We start from the raw sequence: 26379 nt of genomic DNA, 5'->3' as shown, positions 1-26379 counted from the left end.
CCATGCGTCGTATCATCATTCTCGGCTACATGGGATCGGGCAAGACTACCGTCGGCAATGCTCTTTCCAAAGACTTGGGCCTGCCTTTCTACGATCTCGATTGGTATATCGAGAGCCGTATGCGCCAAAGCGTGAAGCAGCTCTTCGACAGAGTGGGCGAGGAAGGCTTCCGGAAAATCGAGCGCAACATGCTGCACGAGGTGGCCGAGTTTGAGAATGTCATCGTCAGTTGTGGTGGCGGCACCCCCTGTTTCTTTGACAACATGGACTATCTGAACCGCCAAGGCGACACCATTTATCTGAAAGCAACGCCCGAGGTGCTCTTCCGACATCTGAAGATGGGCAAGACCGTCAGGCCTCTGTTGCTCGATAAGACACCCGAAGAGGTGCAGACATTTATCGGAGAGCAACTCCGGGCTCGTGAACCTTATTACGCCCGGGCCAAATACACGCTCGACGTAAGCCTGATGGATAATTACGAGAAAATAAAATTTTCAGTAGCAAGTTTAAAACAGCTGTTAGCAATCGAATAGAAGTACCGCAAATGAAGAAGTGGACAATAGAAGACTCCAAGGAACTTTACAACATCAACGGATGGGGAACCTCTTACTTTGGTATCAACCAAGAAGGTGATGTCTTTGTGACGCCTTGTAAAGACAACACGCAGATAGACCTGCGCGACGTGATGGATGAATTGGCGTTGCGCGATGTGGCCGCTCCTGTGCTGTTGCGTTTTCCCGATATCCTCGATAATCGTATCGAAAAGACGGCCAGTTGCTTTCAGCAGGCCAAGAAGGAATATGACTATAAGGCCGAGAACTTCATAATCTATCCTATTAAGGTGAACCAGATGCAGCCCGTGGTGGAAGAGATTATCAGTCACGGACGCAAGTTTAACCTTGGATTGGAAGCCGGATCGAAACCCGAATTGCACGCTGTGATCGCCGTGCAGTGCCAGAGTGATTCGCTCATTGTCTGCAACGGATACAAGGATCAGAGCTATATTGAGCTGGCGTTGTTGGCCCAAAAGATGGGAAAACGTATCTTTATTGTCATCGAAAAGCTCAATGAGCTCGATATCATTGCCAAGGCTGCCAAGAAACTTGACGTGAAACCGAATCTCGGTATTCGCATTAAATTGGCTTCGAGTGGCAGCGGTAAGTGGGCCGAAAGCGGTGGCGACGCCAGCAAGTTTGGCCTAACTTCGGCTGAGTTGCTCCAGACTTTGAAGAAGCTCGACGCCATCGGCATGCACGATTGTTTGCGGCTTATCCACTTCCACATCGGTAGTCAGATTACGAAAATACGGCGTATTCAAACTGCTTTGCGTGAAGCGGCCCAGTTCTATATCAATCTTCACAAGATGGGATATAACGTTGACTTCGTTGATTGCGGCGGTGGCTTGGGCGTGGATTACGACGGCACTCGCTCATCGAGTAGCGAAAGTTCGGTCAATTACTCCATACAGGAATACGTGAACGACTGCGTTTACACCTTCGTAGACGCGGCCAACAAGAATAATATCCCGCATCCCAACCTCATAACAGAGAGCGGTCGTTCGCTGGCGGCTCATCATTCGGTGCTGGTCATCGACGTTTTGGAAACCGCTTCGCTGCCCGAAATGCCCGAAGAGTTTGAAGCCAAAGAGACCGATCACCAGTTGGTGAAGGATCTTTATGAGATTTGGGACAACTTGAATACCCGCAACATGCTCGAAGATTGGCACGACGCGGAGCAGATTCGCGACGAGGCGCTCGAACTGTTCTCGCACGGTATCGTCGATTTGAAGACTCGTGCCGAAATCGAAAGTATGTATTGGAGCGTGTGTCATGAAATTAATATGCTGGCCAAGCAAATCAAGCATGTGCCCGAAGAGCTGCGTGGACTTGACAAGATACTGGCCGACAAATACTTCTGTAACTTTAGTCTCTTCCAAAGTCTGCCCGATAGCTGGGCCATCGACCAACTTTTCCCCATCGTTCCGATACAAAGACTCGACGAAAAGCCATCTCGCAACGCTACGTTGCAGGATATTACGTGCGACAGTGATGGCAAGATTGCCAACTTCGTGACCGGCGGTCACATCGGCCATGTGCTGCCCGTGCATCCGCTGAAGCGCAATGAACCTTACTATTTAGGCGTGTTCCTCGTAGGCGCTTATCAGGAAATACTGGGCGATATGCACAATCTCTTTGGCGATACCAACGCCGTTCACATTTCGGTGAAAGACGGTAAGTATCATATCGACCAGATTTTCGACGGCGAGACGGTGGAGGACGTGCTCGACTATGTGCAGTATAACCCCAAGAAACTGGTGCGCCAATTGGAAACCTGGGTTACCAAGAGCGTCAGACAGGGTAAGATCAGTCTGGAGGAAGGCAAGAACTTCCTCAGCAACTACCGTTCGGGGCTTTACGGTTATACCTATTTAGAGTAGGCTTTTCGCTGCGGGGGCTTACTTTTTCAGTTTAATCTCCCCTTTTTATGGAATCTATTTACATTGTCAAGGTTGGCGGAGCCATTGTTGAAGACGAACAACGGCTCGGCCAATTATTGCGTGATTTCAGCGCTTTGCCCGGAAGAAAAATCTTAGTGCATGGCGGTGGACGCAGCGCTACGAGCCTGGCCGAACGGCTCGGGCTTGAAAGCAGAATGGTGAATGGTCGCCGCGTTACCGACGAAGGCATGCTCCGGGTAGCGACGATGGTTTATGGCGGGCTGGTGAACAAGCGAGTGGTGGCCCGGTTGCAGGCTGAGGGCGTCAATGCCCTTGGACTGACAGGAGCCGATGGCAATGTTATCCGCGGTCACCGTCGGCCCGTGACGGCCGACGGCACGGATTTCGGTTTCGTAGGCGATGTGGAGTGGGTCGACGCCCGGCTGCTCTCGACATTGCTGGAAGCCGGCATGACGCCCGTCATGGCTCCCCTTACGCACGACGGCCGTGGCCAACTGCTCAACACCAATGCCGACACCATCGCCTCGGAAGTGGCCAAAGCTCTGGCCGATTGCTACGACGTGACGCTGCTCTATTGCTTCGAGAAGTCAGGTGTTTTGCGCGATCCTAATGATGACAGCAGTCTGATTTCTGTCATAACCCCTGCCGATTTCGAGAGGTTTGTGGCCGACGGAACCGTCTCGGGCGGCATGATTCCGAAGCTGAAGAACGCCTTGCAAGCCGTAGCCACAGGCGTCAAGCAGGTCATTATCACCCGGGCCGACGCTATCGACGGCCATCATGGCACCGTCATCAAGGCCGAGCAATAACATGCCGGTATTGTTAATGAGCTTTAAAAATAGAAGAAAGTAGAAGCAACTTGTAACTTCTGTCCGTATCAAACGTCATTTAATCAGAACGAGGATGAAAATCATCAGTTTTCAAAACGACATACTTCCGCTCAAGAACCAGTTGTATCGACTGGCGCTTCGTATTACGGTGAATCATGCCGAGGCCGAAGATATTGTCCAGGAGACGATGATTAAAGTCTGGAACAAGCGTGACTGCTGGAGTGAAATCGACTCGATGGAAGCATTCTGCTTCACGATCTGTCGCAATCTGGCACTCGACAGCCTTAAAAAACACGACAATCAGAACGACTCGCTCGGCGAAAATGGCAACGAGCAGTTTGACCATAGCTTTGACCCCTACGAGCAAACGAGTCGGAACGATAAAGTGGAAACCGTCAGAAAGATCATCGATCAGTTGCCCGAAAAGCAGAAATCCTGTATGCAACTGCGTGATTTTGAAGGGAAATCATACAAGGAAGTGGCTCAGATACTGCAGATCAGTGAAGAGCAAGTCAAGGTGAATATCTTCAGGGCACGGCAGGCTGTCAAGCTTAAATTTCAAGAATTAGACAATTATGGATTATAAATACATCAACCAACTTGTAGAGCGCTATTGGCGTTGCGAGACTTCTCTGGAGGAAGAAGCGATATTGCGAGCTTTTTTCAGCCAGGAAGATATTCCGGCCGAATTGCTGAAATACAAAGAGATTTTCTGCTATCAGCAGCAGGAGACCAAGGAAGATGTATTGGGCGAAGACTTCGACAAACGAGTGCTTGCCAAGATAGCAGGCCCCGTTAAGGTCAAGGCACGTATGATAACCATGACCGATCGTCTCAAACCGCTGTTCAAGGCCGCCGCCATCGTAGCCATTGTGCTGACTTTGGGTAATGCCGCTCAGGTGCCGTTCAACGACGATTCCTATCCTACCGGTGAAATGGTGAAGACGCATCAGAGTGGTGTCAGCGTGGCATTAGGAGATTCTGCCGTCATCGACTCGATGCAACACAGTAGTCTTGATGTCGTAGAGACGCCCGATCCCCATCTTATCAAGTAAATATTTCTATGCTTTCTCTATAAAAATCATGTTTAGTAAAACAAAAAAAATGAAACTGTGAAGTTTCTATTCTCTCAAAAATTTCATAACATACTAACGTAAGTAAGCCCGCTTCTCAAACGTGAGAAAGCGGGCTTCATTTTGGTCTGACCTGCCAACGGGGCAATAGAAAATTAATGGAGACAGGTTTACAAGTATCAATCGATATCTGCCGAGCCCTGAATAATCTTTACATCTACCCTCAAAAAAGTGGCGTTATTTTGAGAAAGAAAAGACTTAGGCGCAAATAAGCGATTGTAGCGCGAGTTTATAAAACGCTGGTTATCAACGTTTTTCGTTTTTCATGGTCTTTTTCCCTCGCTTTTTCGCCTTTTAATAGCTATGCTTTCAGGCTATAATTGCGGCCCTTTCACCCGCTAAAAGCTATGCTTTGGCCGTGTAATCGCTATGCTTTGAGCCGATAAAAGCATAGCTTTGAGCATAAAAGGGGTTCAAAATCGGCAAACCGAAGGCCTTTTTCGGCGTGCCGGCAGCTAAATGACGTGTTGTAGAAGTGTTAAAATCAGGTAGTTTTTTCTGACAAAAGCCGCTGTCGGCGCTACCGTATGGCCGATTAGAATTCAATTTTAAGCCCCTGGCGAATGCTTTGCCTATCGGCATTGACTACGTAGCATTTCAAGGTCGTGTCGTAGTTAGGTTTCACGCTGCGGCCATTGACTTTCACTTGTTTGATTTTGTCGAATCCGAAGAGTCGCAACCGGTAGGCGCGTTGTGTCGTCTGCTCCTTATATTCGCCTTTAGTGGGATGAATTTTTACGATGGAATGGGCGTTTTTAGCGGTATATTGCAGTTGGGTCGTGGCATAGTGACCTTTCGTGTAGTCGAGCGTCAGGCCGTCGTCTTCGTAGAGCGTGAAGCTGTTGTCGGCGTCGTGGCCGGGAGAATAAAGCCGCATGACGAGTGTGTCGAGCCGGGCCGAGGCCGGTCGGTTGGTGTAGGGCTGCATGGGCAGCAGCCAACCGCCGCGCACGTACATCGGAAACTCGTCCAACGGCTTCTCTATCCGGCGGGTCTGACCGCCTTCGAAGCGTTCGGCCGTGAAATAGTCATACCACGTTTCGCCCTTGGGGAACCACACGGTCTGCGTGGCTCGCTTGTCCGCGCCCATGCCAGGCGACGTGATCGGGGCTGCCAGGATGAGGTCGCCGAAGGTGAACTCCTGCGCGTTTTCGAACGATTCTTTCTGTGCTCCATAGTCGATGAAGAGCGAGCGGTTGAGCGGCAGCATGGTGTTGTGTGTCTGCCACACGCAACTGTAGATGTAGGGCATGAGCCGCGATCGCATGTGATACATGCGCCGCATGGCGTTGGTGTTGGCCTCGTCGGCGAGCCAGGGTCGTCGGTCGAGCTTCGGGTCCTTGGTAGAGTGGACGCGCAGGGCTGCCGAGAGCGCTCCGAACTGCGTCCAGCGGGTGGTCAGCTCGGGATTGGGTTGCCCCCGGAAACCGCCGATGTCGTGAGCCCAGTAGTAACATCCGCCGTTTCCGCTGCCGGCAGTGAGCTTCACCTCGAAAGCCAATATGTCCCAGTTGGCCTGGGCGTCGCCCGAGAACTGGATGGGATGGCGATGGTCGCCCCATCCGGCCCAGCGACTGTAGCCGCAACCACGCAGTCCGTTGCGCTCGGAGTCACGGTAATAGAGTTCGTTAATCCAGGCCAGCGTCGTCGTGTTGGTGCCCCTCACGTAGGGATAGAGGTAGTTTTGTTGCCAGTCGAGCCACCAGAAGTCCACGCCCACGCGCTCCGACGGATGATGCGCGAACTCGAAGAAGCGTCGCATATAGACGCTGTCGGCCGGGTTGAAGAGCAGGTTGTCGCCCGGCTTGGCTCCCATGGCCCGCATGAAAGGCCCGTAGCATTCCTCGTGAGAGCGTATGCCGTCGTGCGGGTGGTCGTTGAGGGCCACGTAGACGTGCTGCCGGTGGATGGCGTCGAGCAACGCCCGTGGGTCGGGGATGAGTTTTCGGTTCCAGGTGTAGCCCGTCCAGTTCCGTAGCCCGTTGTGGCCGGCGCCTGTCGTGGCGTCGTTGGTGTGCCATCCCATGTCGAAGACGAGGTTGTCGAGCGGGAAGTCGTGCTTGTCGTAGCCCCGGATGATGTCGAGAAACTCATCCGACGTGTAGTCCCAGTAGCGGCAGTACCACACGCCGTGGATATATTTGCGCGTCATGGGCACCCGTCCGCTGATGGCGCCCAGCGAACGGAGAGCCGCCTTGTAGTCGTTGCCGTAGACGAAGCAGTACTGGTCTTGCAGATGTATCTTGGTGTCGCGCGGCCGGAGCCATCCGTTGACAATGAGATCGCTGCGGGCGTCGTCAATCATATACCAGCCGTCCTTGCTCAGAATACCGTCGTTCATGGGAATCTCGTGGGTCACGCGGTCAAGCGTCTCCACGGGTCCGCCTAAGTTGTTGCGTAGGATGAAACGGTTGGTGAACTTCGCTTCCTTGCCGTTTTTCAGGTAAAACACGTTCAGGTTCGACGTCGAGAAAGGGTAGCCGTCGTGCTTGTAGCGAATGCGCAGAGCCTTCGTGCGAATCTCATAAATGTCATCGCCCAGCTCCTTTACCTCGATTTCATCGGGCCGAAGCAGGCTTTTACGGTCGTAAGCGAAGTACGTTGGCGCGTCGACGAACGTGCCGTTGGTGGAGTATTCTAAGCGGAAGAGCGTCGGCGTGATGAGTGTAAGCCGATTGTTGCCCAGCACAATCGGGTTTGTTACGGATATGGCGGCAGCCTGAAGCAAGCTGCCCCATAGAAGAATACAGAGCAATGATAGTTTTTTCATAAGAAAATGGGCGACAAATTATTCGTGATTGGCGGAAGCGGTATATACGTTTCCGAAGGGGTCGGTGGCCCTTGCCGTGACCGTTTTCCAAGCGTCGTTGGAAGGGCGGTAGAGGAATACGTGGTCGGTATAGCCCGGACCGGCCGAGGGACGCTGTTCCCAGGGATTGCCGTATTGCAGCAGGCGCACGGCCAGCGGGTCGTAGCAGAGCGTATTCTGCTCGAGCACGGTCCATGGACCGTCGTCTTCCTTCACCTTCACCTTCCATGTGGTGTGCCAGTTGAAGACATTGATGAGCACGTGGGCGTCGTCGGTCAGCAACGGAATGGCGTCGAAAGGCGACGTGAGCGCGCCCTGGGCACGGCCGAAGCGCATGGAGGCCTCTTTCGGCGCGTAGACCTTTAGCTGATAGTCGCGGGCCGTCTCGTCGCCGATGTAATACTCGTTTTTCAGCTCGTTGCCCGAGAATGAGAACACGCCATAGCCGCGCGGGCTGCCGTCGTTGCACACGCCTAAGTGCTCATAGTGGTTCCACCAGGCTCCCATGACGGCTCCCAGACTGTATTCCGTCATGTTGGGCGCGAGGGTCGTGGTGCAGTTGTTGTGCACGTGGCCCGAAAGGATGTTCACCTGATGATAGTCCTTGATGAGCGCGTAGAGCCGATCACGGTTGGAAATGCCGGCCTCGGAGCTTCCGCGGCGCGAGGTGGGGATGTGTAATCCCACGATGAGCGATTTGCTCTTGTCGACAAATGCCAAATCCTTTTGCAGCCAGTCGAGCTGCTGTTGGGTGATGCTGCCTTCGTAGTCGTTGTGACTTGTCATGCCCCGATAGAAGATGTCGTCGAGCACCACGATGTGCCAGTCGCCGATGTTGTAGGAATAGTAGGTGGGACCGAAAGCGTTGCGGAAGTCGATGTCGGACTCCGTGTCGTTGTGGTACTTCTCGGTGTGGTCGTGATTGCCGATGACCGAGAACACGGGAAAGTCGTTTCTGACGATCTGGCGCTTGTAGTCGGCGTAGAGGTCGGGATTGTTCCAGCAGATGTCGCCTAAGTTTATGCCGATGACGGTGCCCTTGAGCGTGCTCGTGTGGCTCAGTATGCCCGGCATGACGGGGTTGGTCAGCTCGGCAACATCCTTGGAACTACCTATCTGGACGTCGGCGAAGGCCACGAGCGTGAAGTCTTTTGACGGCTCCCTGCTCTTGAGATTGAAGTTGCGCTGTATGATATGGGTCTTACTGAAGTCGAGCGTTTTGTAGAATTTGGGCAGCCCTTCCTCTACAGGCAGCTCGCAGTCGGCCGGCACGGAGATGAAAACGTGCTGTCGGCCGCTCGACCGCATCTGGTATTCGCCGTTCTTGTCGGTGGCTACAACGGTGACACCGTCGCTCACGACGACACCTTCGCGGGCTTTTCCGTCGACCGTCACCCGTCCGACAACATTCATGCCGACATGATGTTTGATGGTAAGCGCGTCGTCGTCGCCCATCCGTTCGGCGAATTTCTCTTCGCCGCAGGCGGCAAGCGTCATCAGTGTGAGCAGCAAAGAGATATAATAAAGAGTCTTTTTCATAAGAGTCAAAAGCGTTAGGAGGTTAATAACCGGGATTTTGTTTGAGCAAAGGATTGGCCGCGATGTCGACCGACGGAATGGGGAAGCGCTTTTTGTTGTCGTCGTTCGACGCCTTGTGGGTCCACCAGTCTTCCGTGGTGAAGAGTCCGAGGCGTATCAGGTCGGTGCGTCGTCGCCCTTCGCCCAGGAATTCCGTCATCCACTCGTCGGCCACACGGTATATATCGAAGTCGTCGGGCACGGGCTTCGGGTCGACGTTGTCCTTGAAATTGCGCTTGCGGACGGCGTTGATGAGCTTGGCGGCTTCGGCCTTCCGGCCCGCACGCCATCTGCATTCGGCCAGCATATAGTAGATTTCGGTCAGTCGCATGGCCGGGAAGTCCGGGTTCCACAGCAGGTTGATGTCGTCATTGGTGGGAATCGGCATTTTCACAAGGCGTATTCCTGACTCTTCCGAGCCGTTGAGCATGCTCGACCCCTTGCCGTCGACATTGATATAGTCGCGGAATACAATCGTTTTTCCGGCCCGGTCCTTGATGCCCAGCACCTTTTCATGGGTATTGGGATTGACCTGTTCGCCTACGAGGAACATGCCTTCATACTGTCCTTTGCCGTTGTAGAGATAAGGTTTCTTGCGCAAATCGGTGGCGGCGAACTTCTCATAGGTGTTGCCCAGCTTCCATTGTGTGTAGATTCCCGACGTCTCGCTCTCGCGCGAAGGGGTCAGGCAGAAGCCGTTCCAGCACGAGGCGGGGAAGGAGGTGTTGAAGTATTTGGGCGAGTTGCCATGATAGAAGTAGCGGTAGAACCAGTTGAACTCCAGCTTGGTGTTCTGCGAAGGCACGTTCCAGATGGCCTCCGGACTCTCGTCGTTGTTGAAACAGTGAGGGCCGTACCACGTCTTGTCGAGCGCGTAGGGGCCGTAGACGCCGTTGATGATGTCCTCGCAGATCTTGGCACATTCCGTGAAACGCTCCTCGCCGATATAACTTTGGGCGTTGAAGTAGAGTTCGGCCAGCATGGTGGCGGCCGCCGCCTGCTTGATATAGCCGTCTTCGCTCGCGCCTAACCGGGCCTTTTTCTTCAACTGCGGGATGGCTTCCTTGAGCAACGACTCGATGTAATCGTAGGTTTCGCGGGCTGTCGAGCGGCCTACTACGGGGTCGTTGTTCGACTTGTAGATGGGCATGCCGCCGAAATAGTCGAGCCCCCGCATATAGAAGTAGGCTACGATCGACTTGAGTTGCATCAGGTGGTCGGCCTTGTCGGCGTCGGTCATGCCCAGCGCCTTGTAGTTCACCTTCGACAAATCGTCATAGGCCTCCCACGCACGGGCTATGCCGCCGGTCGTTCCGTCGTAGGTGTTGACGACAAAGCGGTCGGTGGGCGACCAGGTATGCTCGTGCAGGCGGATGTATTCGCCGTTGTTGTACCAGTCGTTGCCGCGGGTGGGACAGGTCATCTCGTCGGTCGTGAGTTCCTGAAGATACCATCGGTCGTTGCCTAAGTACCACTTCCAATGGGTGAAGGGGCGGCAGAGAATGGCGTAAGTGTTCTCGGAAGTCGTGATAAAGGTGTCGGGTGTGACGCTGGAATAGAACTTCTCGTCTAAGTTGCACGCGCCGAATACGGTTGCGCCTGCCAGCGCAAGGAGGATATATTTGGTTTTCATATAGCTGAAGATTAGAATGTTAGCTGCACGCCCAGTGTCCAGTGAGCGGTCTGCGGATACATGGTGTAGGCGCTTCTGATGTATTCGAATCCGGGTTCCAAGCCGTTAATGTCTACCTCGGGGTTGTAACCTTGATACTTAGTGAAGCACGCCAGGTCGCGGACGGTGAGATAGAAGCGGGCTTTCGACAGATAACGCTGCCACTTCGAGGTGTCGAGCGTATAACCGAGGGTCACGGCGTCGATCTTGAGGAAGGAGCCGTCGCTCAGGAAGTAGTCGGTCAGGATGCGGGTATCGTTGATATTCTTGTTGTCGGTATAGGCTATCCGCATGACGTTTTCTTCAGAGTTGCTCTTCAATCCGTGGTAGAGATTGAGCTGACTGAACACGTCGAAGTCGATCCAAGAGCGGAGCGAGACGCCCAAGTCGACGTTACGGTAGCTGAACTGGTGCTCCCACGAGGCGATGAGGGTGGGTATGGCGTTGCCCACGTAGTGCTTGTTGGCGTCGACGAGGTTGTTGGTCGCGCCGTCCTTGGCATGCACCACGTTGTTGTCCTTGTCGTAAATGAGCCATTTCCCGTCAGCGTCGAGGCCCGCGTACTTGAACAACCAGTATTGTCCTATCTTCGAACCGTTGACAATTTTTGTAGCGTAACCCATGGAATTGGGAAACGCGCCGCCGTAAAGATAGGAGTTGGTGTCGCCCAGGTTCTTGATTTTCGACGTGTTGTGCGACAGTCTTATCGTCGAGCTGTAGTTGAAATCGCGGCTGCTGACGACCTGTCCGGTCAGCTCGAACTCCCATCCTTTGTTGGTGAGTGTTCCCACGTTCTTGATGATATTGTCGTAAACCATCGGCGGCATGGGCGCGGGCACGTTGAAGAGCATATCGTCCACGTTGCGGACATAGTAGTCGAACTTGCCCGAAAGGCGGTTGCCGAGCAGCGAGAAGTCGACGCCCAGGTCCAATTCCTTCTTCTCTTCCCATTTCAAGTCAGGATTAACGTTCTTCGTACTGCCGTAGCCGGGCTGCCAAATGCCGTTGGTGGGCCACATGTCGTTGGCCTTGTAGGTGCGGACGGTGTTGCCGCTGCTGAAGTCGTTGTTGCCCGTCACGCCGTAGCCGACACGCAGTTTCAGGTCGTTCACCCATTTCAGGTTCTTCATGAAGGCTTCCTTGCTCAAGCGCCAGCCCGCCGATACCGACCAGAAGTTGCCCCATCGGTTGTTTCTTCCGAACTTGGAGCTGCCCTCATGGCGCAGACTTAGGGTGGCCATGTACTTGTCGTCGTAGGAATAGCTGCCCCTGGCGAAGAGAGACAGCAGCCTTTCGCGCGGGTCTTTGTTCGAACCCATCGAGGCCTTACCGTCAGAGAGGTCGGTGCCGGCGCCCATGTCCCATGGTCCGATGCCGTCGACGGTGAAGTTGCCGTTACCCATGTCGAAGGACTCGCCGTTGGTTTCGTAGAAGCTCCAGCCCGCTACGGCGTCCATCCGGTGTAAGCTGTTGAGGTCGCGGAGGTAGGACAGGTAGGCCTCGAAGCTCTTGTTGTCGGTCTTGGAGAAATAATGCGTGGCGTAGCCGCGGCGGTTTGCCGTGATGCAGCTCAGGTGTTCCTGGTGCAGGTAGGTGTATCTCTGGTACTGACGCTGGTCTATTCCCATCGTACCTTGCAGGGCCAGACCTTCCATAAGGTTGATTTTGAGCGTGGCATCGGCCTGCAACCACTTGTCGGTGCCCTTGAAATCCTGCAGCGCGATGTCGGCCACAGGGTTCCACGACGTACCTCCCACACCCAAGGTGTTGACGTTATATTTGGCCGGATTCTCCGGATTCATCACCGGAATGGTGGGGTTGAGCGTCAGGGCCTGCTGAAACGACGACGAGCCGTTGCGGCGGTCGCGGTCGGTCTGCCTGACCTGCGCCTTCATTATCACCTCTACCTTGCCGTCGAACATCTTGTATTTGCCGTTCAGTCGGCCCGAATAGTCGGTACGGCCGTCACCGATGACGATACCTTTCTGGTCGGAATACATCAGCGATGTATAGATCTGTAACGCCTTGCTGCCTCCCGAAAGACTCAGCACGTGGCGTTGCGAGAAGGGATGGTCGCGCGTCAGGGCCTTATACCAGTCGGTGTCGTAACCATAGTCCTGCCCTATACCATATTCTATATAGTCGCGCGAGGAGAGCATATCTAAACTTTTGCGCACCGACTCCGTAGAGAACTCGGCCGTATAGGTGGCCTTCACCTTGCCTTCCTTGGCCTGTTTGGTGGTGACGAGGATGACGCCGGCGGCAGCGCGTGTACCATAGATGGCGCCGGCCGACGCGTCTTTCAGCACGTCGATAGACTCCACGTCTTCCTGGTTGATCATGCGGAGGTCACCGCCGGGCACGCCGTCGATGACGACGAGCGGTCCCTTGCCGGCCCTGACCGAAGCCACGCCACGCAGCTGATAGCCGTTGGAGGCGTTGGGACTGGCACTACCCGAGATGGTAAGGCCCGAAACCTTGCCCTGTAAGGCCGTGGCGATGGTCGAACCGCCCAGACCTGTGGTGAGATTGTCGCCCTTAATGGAGGTGATGGATGAGGTAACCCGTTTCTTTTCCATCGTGCCGTAGCCCACGACCACCACGTCGTTCAGCGTTTGCGAGTCGTCTTTCAGCACGATACGCAGCTCATGGTTTCTGCCTACCTTCACCTTTACGGTCTGAAAGCCGATAGATGATATTTGCAGGGTCTTGTCGTCTTCCACGTCGAGCGTGAAGCGCCCGTCGACGTCGGCCGTCGTTCCTATCGTCGTTCCGGGCACTAAGATGGTCGCCCCCACGAGCGGCTCGCCCTTACTGTCGGTCACGGTGCCCTTTATCTTGACGGGATTACCCGCGTAAACGCCTGCGGAGACGAGGCACAATACGGCTGTCCCTATGCTTCGATGTAGGCTTCCGCCCATTTTATTCCAAAGTTTTTTCATCGTTTTTACTTGTTTGTCGTGATACGAGTTACCTTGATGTTATCCAAGAACCAGCGATAGTAGCCCTTGAGGCCCATCTGTCTGGAGTGGATGGAGATGCGGGTGTCGGCCGTCACGCCCTTGATGCGCACCTTCTGGTCGCGCGACCACTGCCACGGCTTGCCGGGATCGGTATTCTTGATGGGCATGATGTCGTGGCTCTTGGTGGCCGACACGCCGTCGACGATCTGTCCGTCGCCGCTGATTTCCACCACGACGACCGTCGGGTCCTGCTTGTTGTCGGCGATGTCGAAGCTCACTTCTACGTCGGCCATGCGCCCTTCGGGTATGTCGAGCGCCTTTTTGATGACCACGCCGGTCTGGTTGTTGCCGCGACCCAGCTTGATATAGCCGTCGGCGATGTAAATACATTTGCCGCCCGGGACGAGGTCTTCAAGCGTCTGGTCGAAGAGATGCTTGGCGTCGGCGTTGGAATAGATGGGGATTGTGTTGCCGGCGCTGCCGCCGATGCTGCCCACCTGGTCCTGACAATGATCGGGATAGAGTAGCGCTATCTGGTGTGCCCAGTCGAAAGGCTCGCTGAAATAGACGTGCCCCTCGGGCTTGTCGTCGGGCTTGAGCGTCACCTTATTGTCCTGTTTGATGACCAGCGTGGCCTCTACGCCGTGTTCCGACCGGAGCGTTATCGTGCCCTCGCGTGGCTCTCCCGTGTTGAGGGTGGCCGTGACGGTCATCTTCGTTTTGCCGGCCTTGCCCGTCATGGGACTGCAGGTCAGCCAGTCGGCCTTGTCGGTCACGCTCCATTCTTCGAGCGCGTCGATGTCTATCACGCCATTGTCGCCGCTGATGGTCTCCTTACCGCTCTTACTGAGCGTCAGCGTGGCTATGGGAATGTCGAAGGCGACGGCAGCCTGACTCACGATAATGCCGATAACGGTCTTCCCCGCCTTGAAGGTCAGCCGTCCTTGGCGGTCAGCCTTCGTGTCGTTGGCTTTCACTTGCAGCGTTACGGTGGCCTCTCCCGCGTCGCCGGCTTTGGCCGACGGCTCTATCCATTCGGAGCCTTCGTCGGCGGTCAGCGACCATACGTAGTTGCTGCTGATGGCCACAACGGACGCTTTGCCGTCCTCGCCGAGTCCCAGAAGATTGACGGCAAACTCGGTTTTGTCCACCTTTATCTTCTCCGCCAGGCGATATTGATACACGGCTACCTGCTCTGGCTGGCCGTTGTCAAGCTCAAATTCCAAGAATCCCTGACGGTCTTCGCCGGTCGTGTTCTTGGCGGCCGACACGTAGATTTTCTGTCGTCCGCGCACGCCGCTCTCGTGATTGAGCGTCACCCACTCGGGTTTGCTCGTCAGTTTCCAACTTCGGTTGCTGCCCAACTCAAACTCGCCGGGCTGTCCTTTGTCCGTCAGACCGTCGGCCTGGAGCAGGATGTCGGCTTCGCTGGCCGTGAGAAAGGTTTCCATGTCGGTCTCGTTGCGGCATGCGCAGAGCCATGTGGAGGCTGCCAGAAGGAGGATTCCCATGAGGCAGGTGTTGATATTGATTCGATGTTTCATGATGCGCGTGTCTTTACTTGATTTCTTTCAGCAACAGGTTGTCGAGGAACCAGCGGCAGTACTTCTGCGTATTCGGGGCTGTCGTGTGAATGGCGATCCGTGTGTCGGTCGTGATTCCGTACAGGTTGAACGAGAATTCCTTCCACTGTCGTCCGTATATCAGGGAGAACGCTTCGGCGACGGGCTGGTCTTTGTCGGCCGAGAACGAGCCGGGACCGGCGATAATCTCCACCACGGCGGGCACGTTGTCGGGTCCCGAGCCATCGGGACACATCCGGAAGGTGAGCGTGGCGTCGACGTCCTCGCTGCCACCGGTCGTTCCTTGCAGAGCAGGCAGGATGACACCCGTGTTGAAATAGCTGTTGGAATTGAAGTGCAGGTAGCCCTTCTGAATGCTGATCTTGTTGGCGCCACTGTGATTCACCACCGTCAGATACCAGTCGGTCAGTCCACTGGCTTTCCAAGCGTCGAGCACTTTGGCGTCGGTCACGCTCATGCGGGTGTAGCCGTCGTCGCCGCCGACGGGATCTTTCAGGCCGTTGGCTTCGGCGATGGGCAGCGACCAGTCGAAGTCCTCGCTGTAGAACGTGCGTGGTTCCACAATGTTAGACGGGTCGTAAAGCGTCTGGATCACATGAATGGTCTCTTGAAGGTCGTGGCTCGTCACGGTGAGATCGCCCTCGCGCACGCTTCCCGTCAGGTTGCTGTCGCACAGAATCTTCACGTCGGTCAGTCCGGTGCCCTCTGCCTTGTCCACTTTCAGCCACGGTTGGCTGCTCATTATCCGATAGCCTTTGTTGGCTATCACGCGGATTTCGGGCACGCTCCCGTCCCGCATCGTGCCGGGGAGTGCCACTTCATAGCGCGCCTGGCTCACCTGGAGTCGGGGCAAGGCCTCGTCGGCCTTGTCGTCGGCAGTGCAGGAAACTCCTGTCAGCAGAGCGAACAAGCAGGCAAAGGCCATGGTCAATTTTGTTTTGCTCATTGTCAATAATATGAATAGGTTTTTAGAATGTACGCGTTGGTCGTCAGTAACAGCCTTTGAGTATGTCGGATGTTTTTCCGGTTTCAAACGAAAGGGTTGTTTTGCGTTCTACAAATATACAAAAATAGCGTGTAGCGCGAATATGCTGGTAACGACTTGGTAAATAGAAGATGTGATACTGATTTGTGAAATATTGGAAATCAATCAGTTATAAATTTTATAGAAAAATGTAGGTAGGTAGTATTGAATTATAAATTAATCATTATCTTTGCGTCAATAAGTTTGTTACGTAATGAAAAAAGCGGTTTTGTTTCTTTTCTTATTTTCGTTTTCGCGGGTTGGTTGGGCGATAAACGAAAGTGTATTGCTTCATCTTGATCAGACGTTGGCTCGTAAAAACGTAATCGTGGCGCAGAAAGAAGAGCGCGTCAGTCGGCAGCGTGCCCATTTCTTTCTCTCCCGGAATGTTCGTTCGAGGCTGGACGATTGCCGGCGCTTGGTGCGGGAATATCTCTTTTTTCAGTATGATTCGGCCAAGGCCTATGCCGACCGAGGCATTCAGTTGGCCGGCGAATCGGGCGACACCGATTATCTTCACCATTTCACGATAGCCAAGGCACGCATTCTGTCGATAGGGGGCTTGTATGACATTTCATACCATCTGTTGCTCCGGATGCGTCCCGATAGCATGAGTTTGGACAACCGGAAGGACTACGCGCTGGCGATGGCCGATCTGTTTCGCTTTTGGGAGAGCTATGCTCGCGACCCTGAATTTACCCCATTTCATCGGGAAAAATCGCATGAATGGCTTGTTCGCTACATTGCTTATTTGAAACCGGGTACGCCCGAGTATGATTTTTATCAGGCTAAATATAATATCGAGGTGCTCCATAACGTAGCGGTGGCCAATCGTTATTACTTGAAGTGTATAGCCGGTTTCCCACCCACTGATCGCTACTATGCTCGCAGCTGCTTCACTTATGCCAAGAATTGCTGGAAGGCAGGCCAACGCCAACGGGCTATCCGCTATATGACAGAGGCGGCCCGCAGCGACCTGTTGGCCTGTACACGGGAGAATTCGGCCATCAAACAGTTGGCCGAATACCTCATGGCGATGGATTCGAGCAACAGTATCGTGGCAGAGAAATATATCAACGCGGCGCTCAACGACGCCAAGAGCTACAACAACCGCTTGCGGCTCATCGAGGTTTCGCAGTCGCTGCCACCCATCCTTGAGGCTTACAAGCGTCAGCTCAACGCCCGAAAGGAGAATTTGGTGATGGCACTCGTCGGTACAATCGTATTGCTGTTGGCATTGTTGCTGGCGGCATGGCTCATCTATCGCAAGAATCAGCAGCTGAAACGCCATCGCCGTGAGTTGGCCGATTATAACCGGCAGCTCACTTTGCTCAATGAAAAGCTTGAGCATGCCAATGGCCGGCTTCTTGATACAAACGATAAACGGGAAGACCTGGCCACCCTCTATATCGACCTTTGTGCTCAATATATTGAGAAACTCAACCGGCAGCAGACGCTTGTCACGCGTAAAATTAAGGCCGGGCAGGCCACCGACCTGTTGAGTCATTTCTCCTCGGCACGGGTCAGCAGCGAGGAGAGCGCCACCTTTCTGAAGCATTTCGACCAGGCTTTCCTGGCACTTTATCCCACGTTCCGTGAGGAACTGAACGCGCTGTTGCTGCCCGAGCACCGCATACCCGTCGCTAAAAAGGCCACGCTGACCACCGTGCAGCGTATCGTGGCGCTCAACCGTCTGGGCGTGAACGACAGCACGGAGATCGCCTATCTGCTCTTCGCTTCCACACAGACCGTCTACAACCGTCGTTCGGAGTTCCGCACCAAGGTGATTTCGAAGGATACCATCAAGGAAGATGTGAGGGGGCTGTGTAAAACCTATCAAAAAAAATGACAATATTTTAACACTTCCGGACCATGCCATTCAGGAAATAAAAAGGCTGTTTATGAGCTGTTTGAAGGTTAAATCGGCTTGGCTGTGGCCATTTTCTGTGCTTTTATCTTGTAAAAGCATAACTATTAGCGGGCCAAAGCACTGCTTTTAGCCGCTAAAAGCAGTGCGATTGCACGGTCAAAGGGTTGCTTTTAGGCCTTTAAAGAGTCGTATTGATTGCTTTGGAAAATATAGATAGTTGATAATCAATGCTTTATAAAATCGGTCATTTTCCCGATTTTTCGTCCCGATATCTTTTTGTTTGAGAATAACGCAGCCATTCGCAAGCATTTGTCAAGATAATTCCGAACGTTTTAACATTCTTCATTGAAACGTAAGCAAAGCTGCCAAAAACAGAATATAACGGTCAAGAAACATTCATTCTTTGTTCTATTTTTAGCAGTCTAATCAGATACAAGTAGATAAAGACGCGGAACGTGATGAATAACGCTCTGGTGGAATGAAGAGGTTGGCTGTTCGTTTACCGAAAGCTCGTAACTAAATTATTCGTCTTTGTCGGTGCGGAAGGGGAAGAGCGGCAGCAAAGCGCCGTTCTTCATGTTGCCGTAGCCCCAGTTGCGGAAAGCATAACGCACGTAGAGCGGTTGCCGCACGTCGGGCGAAAATACGGCGATGGCATCGTTGCGAGGGTCGGGTTGCGAGATCCAATAGTGCCAGGCTTTGGCCTTGTGGAACACTTTATCGGCGCCGGCCACCTCAAATCCATCGATGTCGTTGAAGCGACTGATGGCTCCGTAGAGGTTTTGCAGGCGCACATAACACGTGTCGTTGTAGATGGTCATCGACTTGAACGACGGACTTTCGCACCATATCTCTTTCATTCCGTAGGTTTTATTGAGGGCCTGAAAGGCCAATCGCTCGCCCACCTGCCGTTTCCGGGCGGGATGAATCTGCTTGCTTTCGTAGGGATAAACCAGATCGTCGGTGCAGATAATGCCGCTATTGGGAATGACGAGCGACGCGTTGTATTGCTGTTCGCGCAGTTTCGCTCCCCAGTCGCCGTCGCGGTTGTCGTACCAGTGGGGAGCAATCTGCACGAAATAGAAGGGCAGCTGCCCCTGTCGGAAGTCGCGGCGCCACTGCTCTACGAGGGCTTGGAGCCGTTGGGTGTACTGCCCGGCAGGGTCGCCCACGTTGGAACAGCCCTGGTAGTAGAGTATTCCTTTGACGGTATAGTTGAGGATGGGGGCGAAAGTGCCGTTGCCCCAGAGCAGCGGACGGTGGTAATCGCTCGCAAAACGCTTGACCATAGCCATGGAATCGAGTGGCTCCTGCGTATGTTTTTTCAGATAGTCGCGGTCGAGCCAGCTCTCGATACGCGTGCCGCCCTTGTTAGCCAATACCAGTCCCACGGGGATATCGAGGGTCCGGTTTACCGTTTGGGCAAAGAAATAGCCCGTGGCCGAGCAATCACCGATGGTCTGCGGATTGATTTCGGACCATTGGCAGTCGGCGTCGGCCTGTGGTGTCATGCTCATTCTGCCGGGTATCTTGACGTAGTGGATGGCCTTGTGCCGGCGTGCTTCCACCACCTCTTGGTTGTAACCTTCTATCGGGCAGTTGACAAAGCCTTTCATCGGCATTTCCATATTGCTCTGTCCAGCGCACACCCACACCTCGCCCACCAATACGTTGCTGACGGTTGTAATGCTCTGCCCGTCGTCGAAAGTGATGGTATAAGGCTTGTAGCCCGCTTTGGGCGTCTTCACGCTGACGAGCCACTGCCCTTTGGTGTCGGCTTTGGCCAGTTGCGTGACCGGTTTGCCGAAGAAACGCGTCGTCACTTTAACGGTTTGTCCCGGCTGTGCCCAACCCCAAAGGCAGACGTCGGTCTGCTGTTGCAGAATCATGTGGTCACTGATCAGATGGGAAAGTCGCACTTTAGCTGTCGACATAAGGGCTGCCAAAGCGCAGAAAGAAAGCATTAAATAACGTCTTAACATGGTCGGTTTCGTTTATTTAGCTATGCAATATTACGATTTTTTATTTATCTTTGCAACTAAATGATTGAAAATGAGACTAAAAGCTAACAGAATATGAAGAAATTGAAACAACTGATGATGATTTGCGTTTTGCTTCTGGCGGTCTCTCCGGCCCTGGCTCAACGTTCTTTCGAACTGAATTTGTGGCCCCAGGGCGCCCCCGTCATGAGCGGCGACGCTGCTGACACGGCAAAGGTGTACGTCTTTTTGCCCCGGAAATCTACGGGCCGGGCCGTACTCATCTGTCCCGGCGGCGGCTATGCCAGTCTGGCGCTGGCGAAGGAAGGTACCGACTGGGCCGGCTTTCTCAACAACATGGGCATTGCGGCCGTCGTCTTGAAGTATCGCATGCCCCACGGCGTGAAGGAAGTGGCCATCGGCGATGCCGAGGAAGCCATGAAACTGATACGCCGCAACGCCACCCGCTGGAATATAAACCGTGACGACGTAGGCATTATGGGCTTCTCGGCAGGAAGCCATCTGGCGTCGACGCTGGCCACACACAGCCGTGGTGACGCCAAGCCCAATTTCCAGATACTTTTCTATCCCGTCATAACGATGGATCCGGCATTCACCCACAAGGGCAGTCATGACAATCTGTTGGGTAAGAGCGCTACGAAGAAAGACGAGCGCCTTTACAGCAACGACCTGCAGGTGACGCGCGTGACGCCGCGGGCCTGGATAGCCCTGAGCGATGACGACCATGTCGTGATGCCCGCCAATGGCGTCAATTACTACACGGAACTTTATCGCCACGACGTCCCGGCCTCTCTTCACGTCTATCCGTCGGGCGGCCACGGCTGGGGCATTCTGCCCGGTTTCCGCTACCATAACCTGCTGATGCTTGAGCTGGAAAGCTGGTTGCGCGCCTTCTGAGCCAAGACATCAACGGCCGCCAATGGCATTTCGTAATCTATACCGTCGACCATGGGCAATGAAAAACGACATCGACAGTTGGAACTTTATTGGAAGATGTTCCTGAACAGCGCGGACGAAGAAGTTAGAGACGAGGCCTTTTCGTCTCTCTATTTCCTGTCCGTAGACGGGTTGATGGGCTACGGCCGCGGCATGGGCTTCGGCCCGCAGACTTGCGAGGACGCCGTTCATGACGTGTTCTGTCTGATTTACATGAAGCGCCGGCGGTTGGCCGGAGTGACCGATTTCAACGCCTATCTCTTCCGGTCGTTCCGCAACGCCATGCTCAACGTGCATAAGAAAGCCGCCAAGCTGTCGGACCGTGAAGTGGGTCAACTGCCTTTCACCACCGAAGTGACGGTTCTCGACACGATGATCGGCGACGAACAACGTCGGGAAGTGGCCGCTACGATTGCCGGTCTCATGGCCATGCTTACCGACCGGCAACGCGAAGCCGTTTATCTTCGTTATATGCACGGCATGGATTACGAGGAGATAGCCGCGCTGATGGGCCTGCAGGTAGGGTCGGTGCGCAAGCTCGTCTATCGTGCCATCATGGTTTTGCGTAAAAAAGGCGGCCAACTTCGAAATCCATTGTTTTCGATGTTGGCCGCCTGGTGGGGCGCCACGTGTTGACGTATGGCTACTTGAGCATTTCCTCGACGGCGCGGCGGAGCTGGGCGTCGTTACCGCTGAGGTAGTCTTCCGGGGTGTTGTAGACCTCAATGTCGGGCTGTAAGGTGTTGTTTTCGCCATACACCCCCTTCATATCCACACAGCCTACCTGCGGAATACCGAAGACCATTTGGTTGTCGAGCAACGACTCCCACCACACGGCCGTCATCGTGCCGGCTACGGGCGCGCCGATGAGCTTGCCTATGCCCAGTGTCTTATAGACAAAGGGGAAGCCGTGGCCGTTGGAATAGTCGTCTTCGCAGATGAGTACGCAGCTGGGCTTCACCCACTTGTTCCAAGGATCCCAGCCGACGAACTGTCCGCGGGGCACGAAGCTCTGATACTGCTTGCCACCCAGAAACGTGCAGAGGTCGTCATGGAGCCATCCGCCACCATTGTGGCGCTCGTCTACGATGACGGCTTTCTTCTGCCGGCAGCTGTCGGAGAGAAGCTCACGGAAGACGGTACGGAAACTCTCGCTATCCATCGCCCGCACGTGGACATAGGCCAGCTGCCCGTTCGACCATTTGTCGACCAGCGCCCGGTTGCGATCTACCCAACGTTGATAGAGCAGGTTATTCTGAGCGCCCTTGCCGATGGCCCTGATGACGATGTCGCGTTGCTTGCCGCCACTTCTCACCGTGACGCGAACGGTTTTGCCCTCCTTGCCGTCGAGCATATAGTTGTAATCTTTTCCGGCCAGAATCTTTTCGCCGTCGATGGCCTCGATGATATCACCGGCTTTCACTTTCGTATCGCGCACCGCAAAGGGGCCGCGCTTGATGACTTCGGCTATCTTCAGGCCGTCGCCCGTATAGCTGTCGTCGAAGAAAAGACCCAACGCGGCTGTACGAAGGTTGGTGCCATAGGAATAGAAACGGGCGCCGGTGTGCGAGGCGTTCAGCTCACCCAGCATTTCGGAGAGCATGTCGCGGAAGTCGTAACGATTGTTGATATAGGGCAGGAAGCGCTCGTAGGTCTTCTTATAACCGTCCCAGTCGACGCCGTGCAGCTTCGGGTCGTAGAACTTATCCTTCACCTGCTGCCAGACATGGTTGAACATGTAGGCACGCTCGGCATAGGGACGATAGTTGAAACGGGCTTCGAAATCGACGGTCTTGATGGTGTTTGTGGCCACGTCGAACTTCTTGATACCGCCACCGCAGAGATAAATGTTCTTGAAATCCTTGTCGGCTATCATGCCTCCTCCGCCGATACCCTTGGCCACGATTACGGTGCTGCCCTCGCGCAGGCTGTGCTTCCAGAGGTCGGCGCTGCCCTCAAAACGGGCCTGGTAATAGATGGCGTCGCCCTCTTTGTTGAGCAGGAAGTCGCCTAAATGCGACGAGTTCACCGTCAGCCGAACCACGCGGTCGCGGCAATTCTCAAGGTCGAGCTGCAACGGCTCCACCTTTTCAGGTTTCACGGCGTTGGGATTTTTCTTCTTGTCCTTGGCCTGTTTGGCCTCCTCCTTTTCTCGTTTCTCGGCCTCTTTCTTCTCGGCTTCGCTCGTTTCCTTCCAACGCGCGTATTCTTCCTTGGTCATCTTGAACCGCTCATAGGCGTCGAGGTCGAAGAACATGATGTAAGCGTCGCGCTCGGAGCCCCACGATCCGTGGCTGCGATAGCCTGCCCGGTCGCTCTCGAAGACCATGGCCTTGCCTCCGAGCACCCACTTGGCATTGCCGTCGTTGTAACCGCTGTTGGTGAGATTGCGGATTTCACCCTTTCCATCGGCCGGCACCAAGGCCACGTCGCCGTGGTTCCAGCCGCCGTTGCCGATGTAGCTGGCCAGCAGCCATCGGCTGTCGGGGCTCCAAGAGAACCACTGGTCGCCATCGCTGTAGCTATACATGTACTTGCCGTCCATAAGGGTGCGCAGCGCGTGCGTCTTCACGTCGACGGCCCGCAGCGTAGTACGGTCTTCGAGATAGGCCACGCTCTTGCCATCGGGACTGTAAACGGGCTGAAAACTTGTCTTGTCGCTCTTGACGAGTTGCTCCTCTACTATCTCGGAAGCATAGGTGAAGAGATCGTCCTTCTTGTTCTTGATGGTGCTCTGGTAAATCTGCCACAGGCCATTGCGCTCACTGGCGTAGACCAGACTGCGGCCGTCGGGCGCGAAATCGACGCTGCGCTCCTGTTCGGGCGTGTCGGTGATCTGGCGGGTGGTGGCGTATTCTACCGACGTGACGTAGACGTCTCCGTGCAGGATGAAGGCGATCTCCTTGCCGTTGGGCGACAGGGCCATCTCGGTGGCGCCGCCGCGAAGCACCTGACGCTGCAAGTCACGGTCGTTGCGGTCGGCTGTCACGGTGACTTCCACACGTCGGGGCTGCTGTCCTTCGCGCAGGGTATAGAGCTCACCATCATAGCCGAAGCTCAGGATCCCATCGTTCGAACGGGTCAGGAAGCGAACGGGATTGCCCTTGAAATGTGTGAGCTGGCGCTTGGCCGTACCGCTCAGGTTATTCTTGAAGACGTTGAAGGTGCCGTCTTCCTCGCTTAAATAATAATAGGTGTCGCCCTCTCCCCACACAGGGTTGCGGTCCTCGCCGATGAAATGGGTCAGTTTGGTGAATTTTCCATCCCGTTTGAGCCATACGTCACGGCAGATGGGCGACGTGTGATGCTTACGCCAGACGTCCTCATAGCCTTTCACGTCGTGATAGAGCACGGCCCCGTCCTTATTGACGCTAAGTCCCGGCATGGAGATTTCGGAGAAAATACGGGGGCGGCAGCCGGCGGTCGTCTCCACCTGATATACCTGCGAGAAGGAGCCGCCGGGGAAAATGATATTCTGGGGCGATGGCATGCCGGAGCTTTCAAACAGCACATGCGTGTCGTCGGTGAAAGCCAACGGCGTTTCATTGCCACTGTCGGTCGTCAACCGAACGGGCGTGCCGCCCTCGCGGGCTATCAGAAAAACATCCAGACTGCCTTCGCGAGCCGATGAAAAGGCGATTTTCTGCCCATTCGGGCTCCATACGGGATAGGAGTCGTAGGCCGCGTTAGAAGTCAACTGACGGGCTTCGCCACCGGCGGAAGGCACCGTGTAGAGGTCACCCTTATAGGAAAAGGCGATTGTCCGCCCGTCGGGCGAGATGGCACCATTGCGCATCCAGAGCGGCCTCGATTGGCCCACTGCGCACAAGACGACAGCCGACAGGGAGACTGCCGTCAGGAATCGCTTGCCAAACAAGGATTCCTTGTGAGAAAGATGTAGTTTAGACATAAGTTTTTAGATATGATTAAAGGATTGTATTTTCTGACGGATATAAGCCTTGAGGCCTTCATCATCTAAGATTTCGATATCGTCGTAAAGGCCCAGGATGAAACGCCCGATGCCGACATAGCTGGCCAACTCGGCCTGAAAAAGCCAGTGGCCGTCGGCAGCAGGCGTAAAACAGTCCGATGAAATGGGATATTCTTCGAGCATGAGGTTATGCGAAAGCTGCCTCATCAGGAGCCGGACGGTCAGGTGTTCCGTGCCACTGAACATAAACATATCGGTAAAGAGCCGACGATGACGCTCCGTGTAAATCCATGGCGTATCGTAGATCTCCACGCTTCCGATACGCGACAGCTTGAAAGTCTTGCACATCTGCGTCTTCAGTTCGTAGCAACGAACATCGAGGTTTTCGTTCAGAAGCTGGTAAGGTTCTACCACACGGTCGGTGACGGTGTTGCTATGGGGCGACGAATAGTCTTTCAGGCAGACCACACATTGCTTCTTGATAGCCTCCATCAGCGTATGGAGCGTTTCAATATTGTGGGCCTTGAAACGGGTATCGGTAAACTGTCGCAGATGATAGAACCGTTCGAGCTTGCGCTTGATAGCGGGTACCATCGGATTCTTTTCGTCGGTTCCATCGAGTAGGCGATGCAGAAACGTGGCTTCGACATCCGTAAAGTTGACAGAGCGGGCCAAGGTCTGGAAGAAAGGAGAACCGGGATCGAGACGGTAGCATTGGTTCTCGTTGATAACAATGAATCCCATCTCACGAAACTTCCGCAGATAATTGTAGAGTTGGCGACGTGTCGTACCGATCTTGAGGCAGAGATCTTCTGCCGTATAATCAAAACCGTCGACCATCAGAAGGATGAGTTGGAGTTCTTTTGACATCATCGTATATTCTATTCTTCAAAGTTTATTTCGAGTTCGTTGGCGCCAAGGAGGTTGTAACTGCGCCGATGAAATGGGGAGATTCCATGCAAACGAATCCCTTCACGGTGTTTCGGAGTGGGATATCCTTTGTTATGTTGCCAATCATAATAAGGATATTGAAGGGCCAGCGCGTCCATGTAATCGTCACGATAGGTCTTAGCCAGAATGCTGGCAGCGGCTATCGACTGGTATTTGGCGTCGCCTTTCACGATGCAGGTATAAGGTAAAACTTTTCCTTCATCGGGTAATCCCGGGCCAACTCGATAGGGATCGAAACGATTACCGTCGATGATGAGCGCTTTGGGACGGAGACGTAATTGGTCAATCGCCCGGTGCATGGCCAGAAAACTGGCGTGAAGGATGTTTATTCGGTCGATTTCTTCGGGTGTGACGACCCCGACAGCCCAAGCCAAAGCGTCACGTTCAATCTCCGTTCGCAGCGCGTGGCGACGGCGATCGGTAAGTTTCTTGCTGTCGTTGAGCGCGGGGTTCTCATAATCGGGAGGCAGAATGACGGCAGCGGCATACACGCTTCCGGCCAGACAACCACGTCCAGCCTCATCGCAACCGGCCTCTACCACCTCTTTATAATAATGAGATAACAGCATAAAACAGATTCATATAGTTAACAAATGTTACGTATTAACAGTTTTAACAAGAGGAAAATATAGCCTGAAATA

18 protein-coding genes are annotated in these 26379 nt (G+C 54.2%); 8 read left to right on the top strand and 10 right to left on the bottom strand.

From position 1 onward, the window contains the following. Nucleotides 1-2 precede the first annotated feature (2 nt). The 5 genes from JHU38_RS00605 (at nucleotide 3) to JHU38_RS00585 (ending at nucleotide 4343) form a co-directional block, all read left to right on the top strand. The gene (locus JHU38_RS00605) at nucleotides 3-533 is read left to right on the top strand and encodes a shikimate kinase (RefSeq protein ID WP_107581529.1); all 531 of its coding nucleotides are present in this window, start codon (nucleotides 3-5) and stop codon (nucleotides 531-533) included. 11 nt (nucleotides 534-544) lie between these two features. Then, nucleotides 545-2437, top strand: a complete 1893-nt coding sequence (gene speA, locus JHU38_RS00600; protein ID WP_107581530.1) for a biosynthetic arginine decarboxylase — start codon at nucleotides 545-547, stop codon at nucleotides 2435-2437. Between the two features lie 47 nt (nucleotides 2438-2484). After that, on the top strand, nucleotides 2485-3267 hold the full coding sequence (argB, locus tag JHU38_RS00595) for an acetylglutamate kinase (protein WP_107581531.1): 783 nt from the start codon (nucleotides 2485-2487) through the stop codon (nucleotides 3265-3267). 94 nt (nucleotides 3268-3361) lie between these two features. Beyond that, nucleotides 3362-3874: an RNA polymerase sigma factor gene (locus tag JHU38_RS00590; protein WP_107581532.1), complete on the top strand. Its 513-nt coding sequence runs from the start codon at nucleotides 3362-3364 to the stop codon at nucleotides 3872-3874. Continuing rightward, nucleotides 3864-4343 carry a pyruvate ferredoxin oxidoreductase gene (locus JHU38_RS00585; protein ID WP_107581533.1) on the top strand — a complete coding sequence of 160 codons (480 nt, stop codon included), beginning with the start codon at nucleotides 3864-3866 and terminating at the stop codon, nucleotides 4341-4343. Before JHU38_RS00590 ends, JHU38_RS00585 begins: the two co-directional genes overlap by 11 nt. Nucleotides 4344-4956: 613 nt before the next feature. Here JHU38_RS00585 and JHU38_RS00580 read toward each other — a convergent pair. The 6 genes from JHU38_RS00580 to JHU38_RS00555 are packed head-to-tail and all read right to left on the bottom strand — an operon-like array spanning nucleotide 4957 to nucleotide 15972. Beyond that, nucleotides 4957-7191 carry a glycoside hydrolase family 31 protein gene (locus tag JHU38_RS00580; protein WP_107581534.1) on the bottom strand — a complete coding sequence of 745 codons (2235 nt, stop codon included), beginning with the start codon at nucleotides 7189-7191 and terminating at the stop codon, nucleotides 4957-4959. Nucleotides 7192-7209: 18 nt separating this feature from the next. Beyond that, nucleotides 7210-8769 (bottom strand): calcineurin-like phosphoesterase C-terminal domain-containing protein, encoded by a 1560-nt coding sequence (locus JHU38_RS00575; protein ID WP_107581535.1) that lies wholly within the window; start codon nucleotides 8767-8769, stop codon nucleotides 7210-7212. Between the two features lie 22 nt (nucleotides 8770-8791). Continuing rightward, complete coding sequence (locus JHU38_RS00570) at nucleotides 8792-10441, bottom strand: RagB/SusD family nutrient uptake outer membrane protein (protein WP_107581536.1); 1650 nt, start codon at nucleotides 10439-10441, stop codon at nucleotides 8792-8794. Between the two features lie 11 nt (nucleotides 10442-10452). Continuing rightward, nucleotides 10453-13422 (bottom strand): SusC/RagA family TonB-linked outer membrane protein, encoded by a 2970-nt coding sequence (locus JHU38_RS00565; protein ID WP_107581537.1) that lies wholly within the window; start codon nucleotides 13420-13422, stop codon nucleotides 10453-10455. Between the two features lie 5 nt (nucleotides 13423-13427). Then, nucleotides 13428-14987, bottom strand: coding sequence for a BACON domain-containing protein (locus JHU38_RS00560; RefSeq protein ID WP_232369785.1), 1560 nt, complete (start codon nucleotides 14985-14987; stop codon nucleotides 13428-13430). Between the two features lie 13 nt (nucleotides 14988-15000). Beyond that, nucleotides 15001-15972 (bottom strand): BACON domain-containing protein, encoded by a 972-nt coding sequence (locus tag JHU38_RS00555; protein WP_232369784.1) that lies wholly within the window; start codon nucleotides 15970-15972, stop codon nucleotides 15001-15003. 292 nt (nucleotides 15973-16264) lie between these two features. On the opposite strand from JHU38_RS00555, the gene JHU38_RS00550 reads away from it, so the two are divergent. Beyond that, a complete protein-coding gene (locus tag JHU38_RS00550; RefSeq protein WP_107581538.1) occupies nucleotides 16265-17899 on the top strand; it encodes a DUF6377 domain-containing protein in 1635 nt (544 codons plus the stop codon). 542 nt (nucleotides 17900-18441) lie between these two features. Here JHU38_RS00550 and JHU38_RS00545 read toward each other — a convergent pair. After that, nucleotides 18442-19854 (bottom strand): sialate O-acetylesterase, encoded by a 1413-nt coding sequence (locus JHU38_RS00545; RefSeq protein WP_232369783.1) that lies wholly within the window; start codon nucleotides 19852-19854, stop codon nucleotides 18442-18444. Nucleotides 19855-19995: 141 nt separating this feature from the next. Here JHU38_RS00545 and JHU38_RS00540 point away from each other — a divergent pair, with 141 nt between their 5' ends. Together JHU38_RS00540 and JHU38_RS00535 are read left to right on the top strand one after the other, a co-directional pair. Continuing rightward, entirely contained in the window at nucleotides 19996-20817 is an 822-nt protein-coding gene (locus JHU38_RS00540) for an alpha/beta hydrolase (protein WP_107581540.1), read from the top strand. A gap of 51 nt (nucleotides 20818-20868) precedes the next feature. Then, complete coding sequence (locus JHU38_RS00535) at nucleotides 20869-21492, top strand: RNA polymerase sigma factor (protein WP_107581541.1); 624 nt, start codon at nucleotides 20869-20871, stop codon at nucleotides 21490-21492. A gap of 7 nt (nucleotides 21493-21499) precedes the next feature. Here JHU38_RS00535 and JHU38_RS00530 read toward each other — a convergent pair whose 3' ends face one another. Genes JHU38_RS00530 through JHU38_RS00520 form a run of 3 tightly spaced genes read right to left on the bottom strand, consistent with a single transcriptional unit; the run spans nucleotide 21500 to nucleotide 26307 of the window. Then, nucleotides 21500-24766 (bottom strand): S41 family peptidase, encoded by a 3267-nt coding sequence (locus tag JHU38_RS00530; RefSeq protein ID WP_107581542.1) that lies wholly within the window; start codon nucleotides 24764-24766, stop codon nucleotides 21500-21502. Between the two features lie 6 nt (nucleotides 24767-24772). Continuing rightward, nucleotides 24773-25660 (bottom strand): helix-turn-helix transcriptional regulator, encoded by an 888-nt coding sequence (locus JHU38_RS00525; RefSeq protein ID WP_107581543.1) that lies wholly within the window; start codon nucleotides 25658-25660, stop codon nucleotides 24773-24775. Between the two features lie 8 nt (nucleotides 25661-25668). Further along, the gene (locus JHU38_RS00520; RefSeq protein WP_107581544.1) at nucleotides 25669-26307 is read right to left on the bottom strand and encodes a ribonuclease HII; all 639 of its coding nucleotides are present in this window, start codon (nucleotides 26305-26307) and stop codon (nucleotides 25669-25671) included. Nucleotides 26308-26379 lie beyond the last annotated feature (72 nt).

The organism is Prevotella illustrans (assembly GCF_017426725.1).
GTDB lineage: Bacteria > Bacteroidota > Bacteroidia > Bacteroidales > Bacteroidaceae > Prevotella > Prevotella illustrans.
This window is presented reverse-complemented; position numbering and strand designations above follow the sequence as displayed.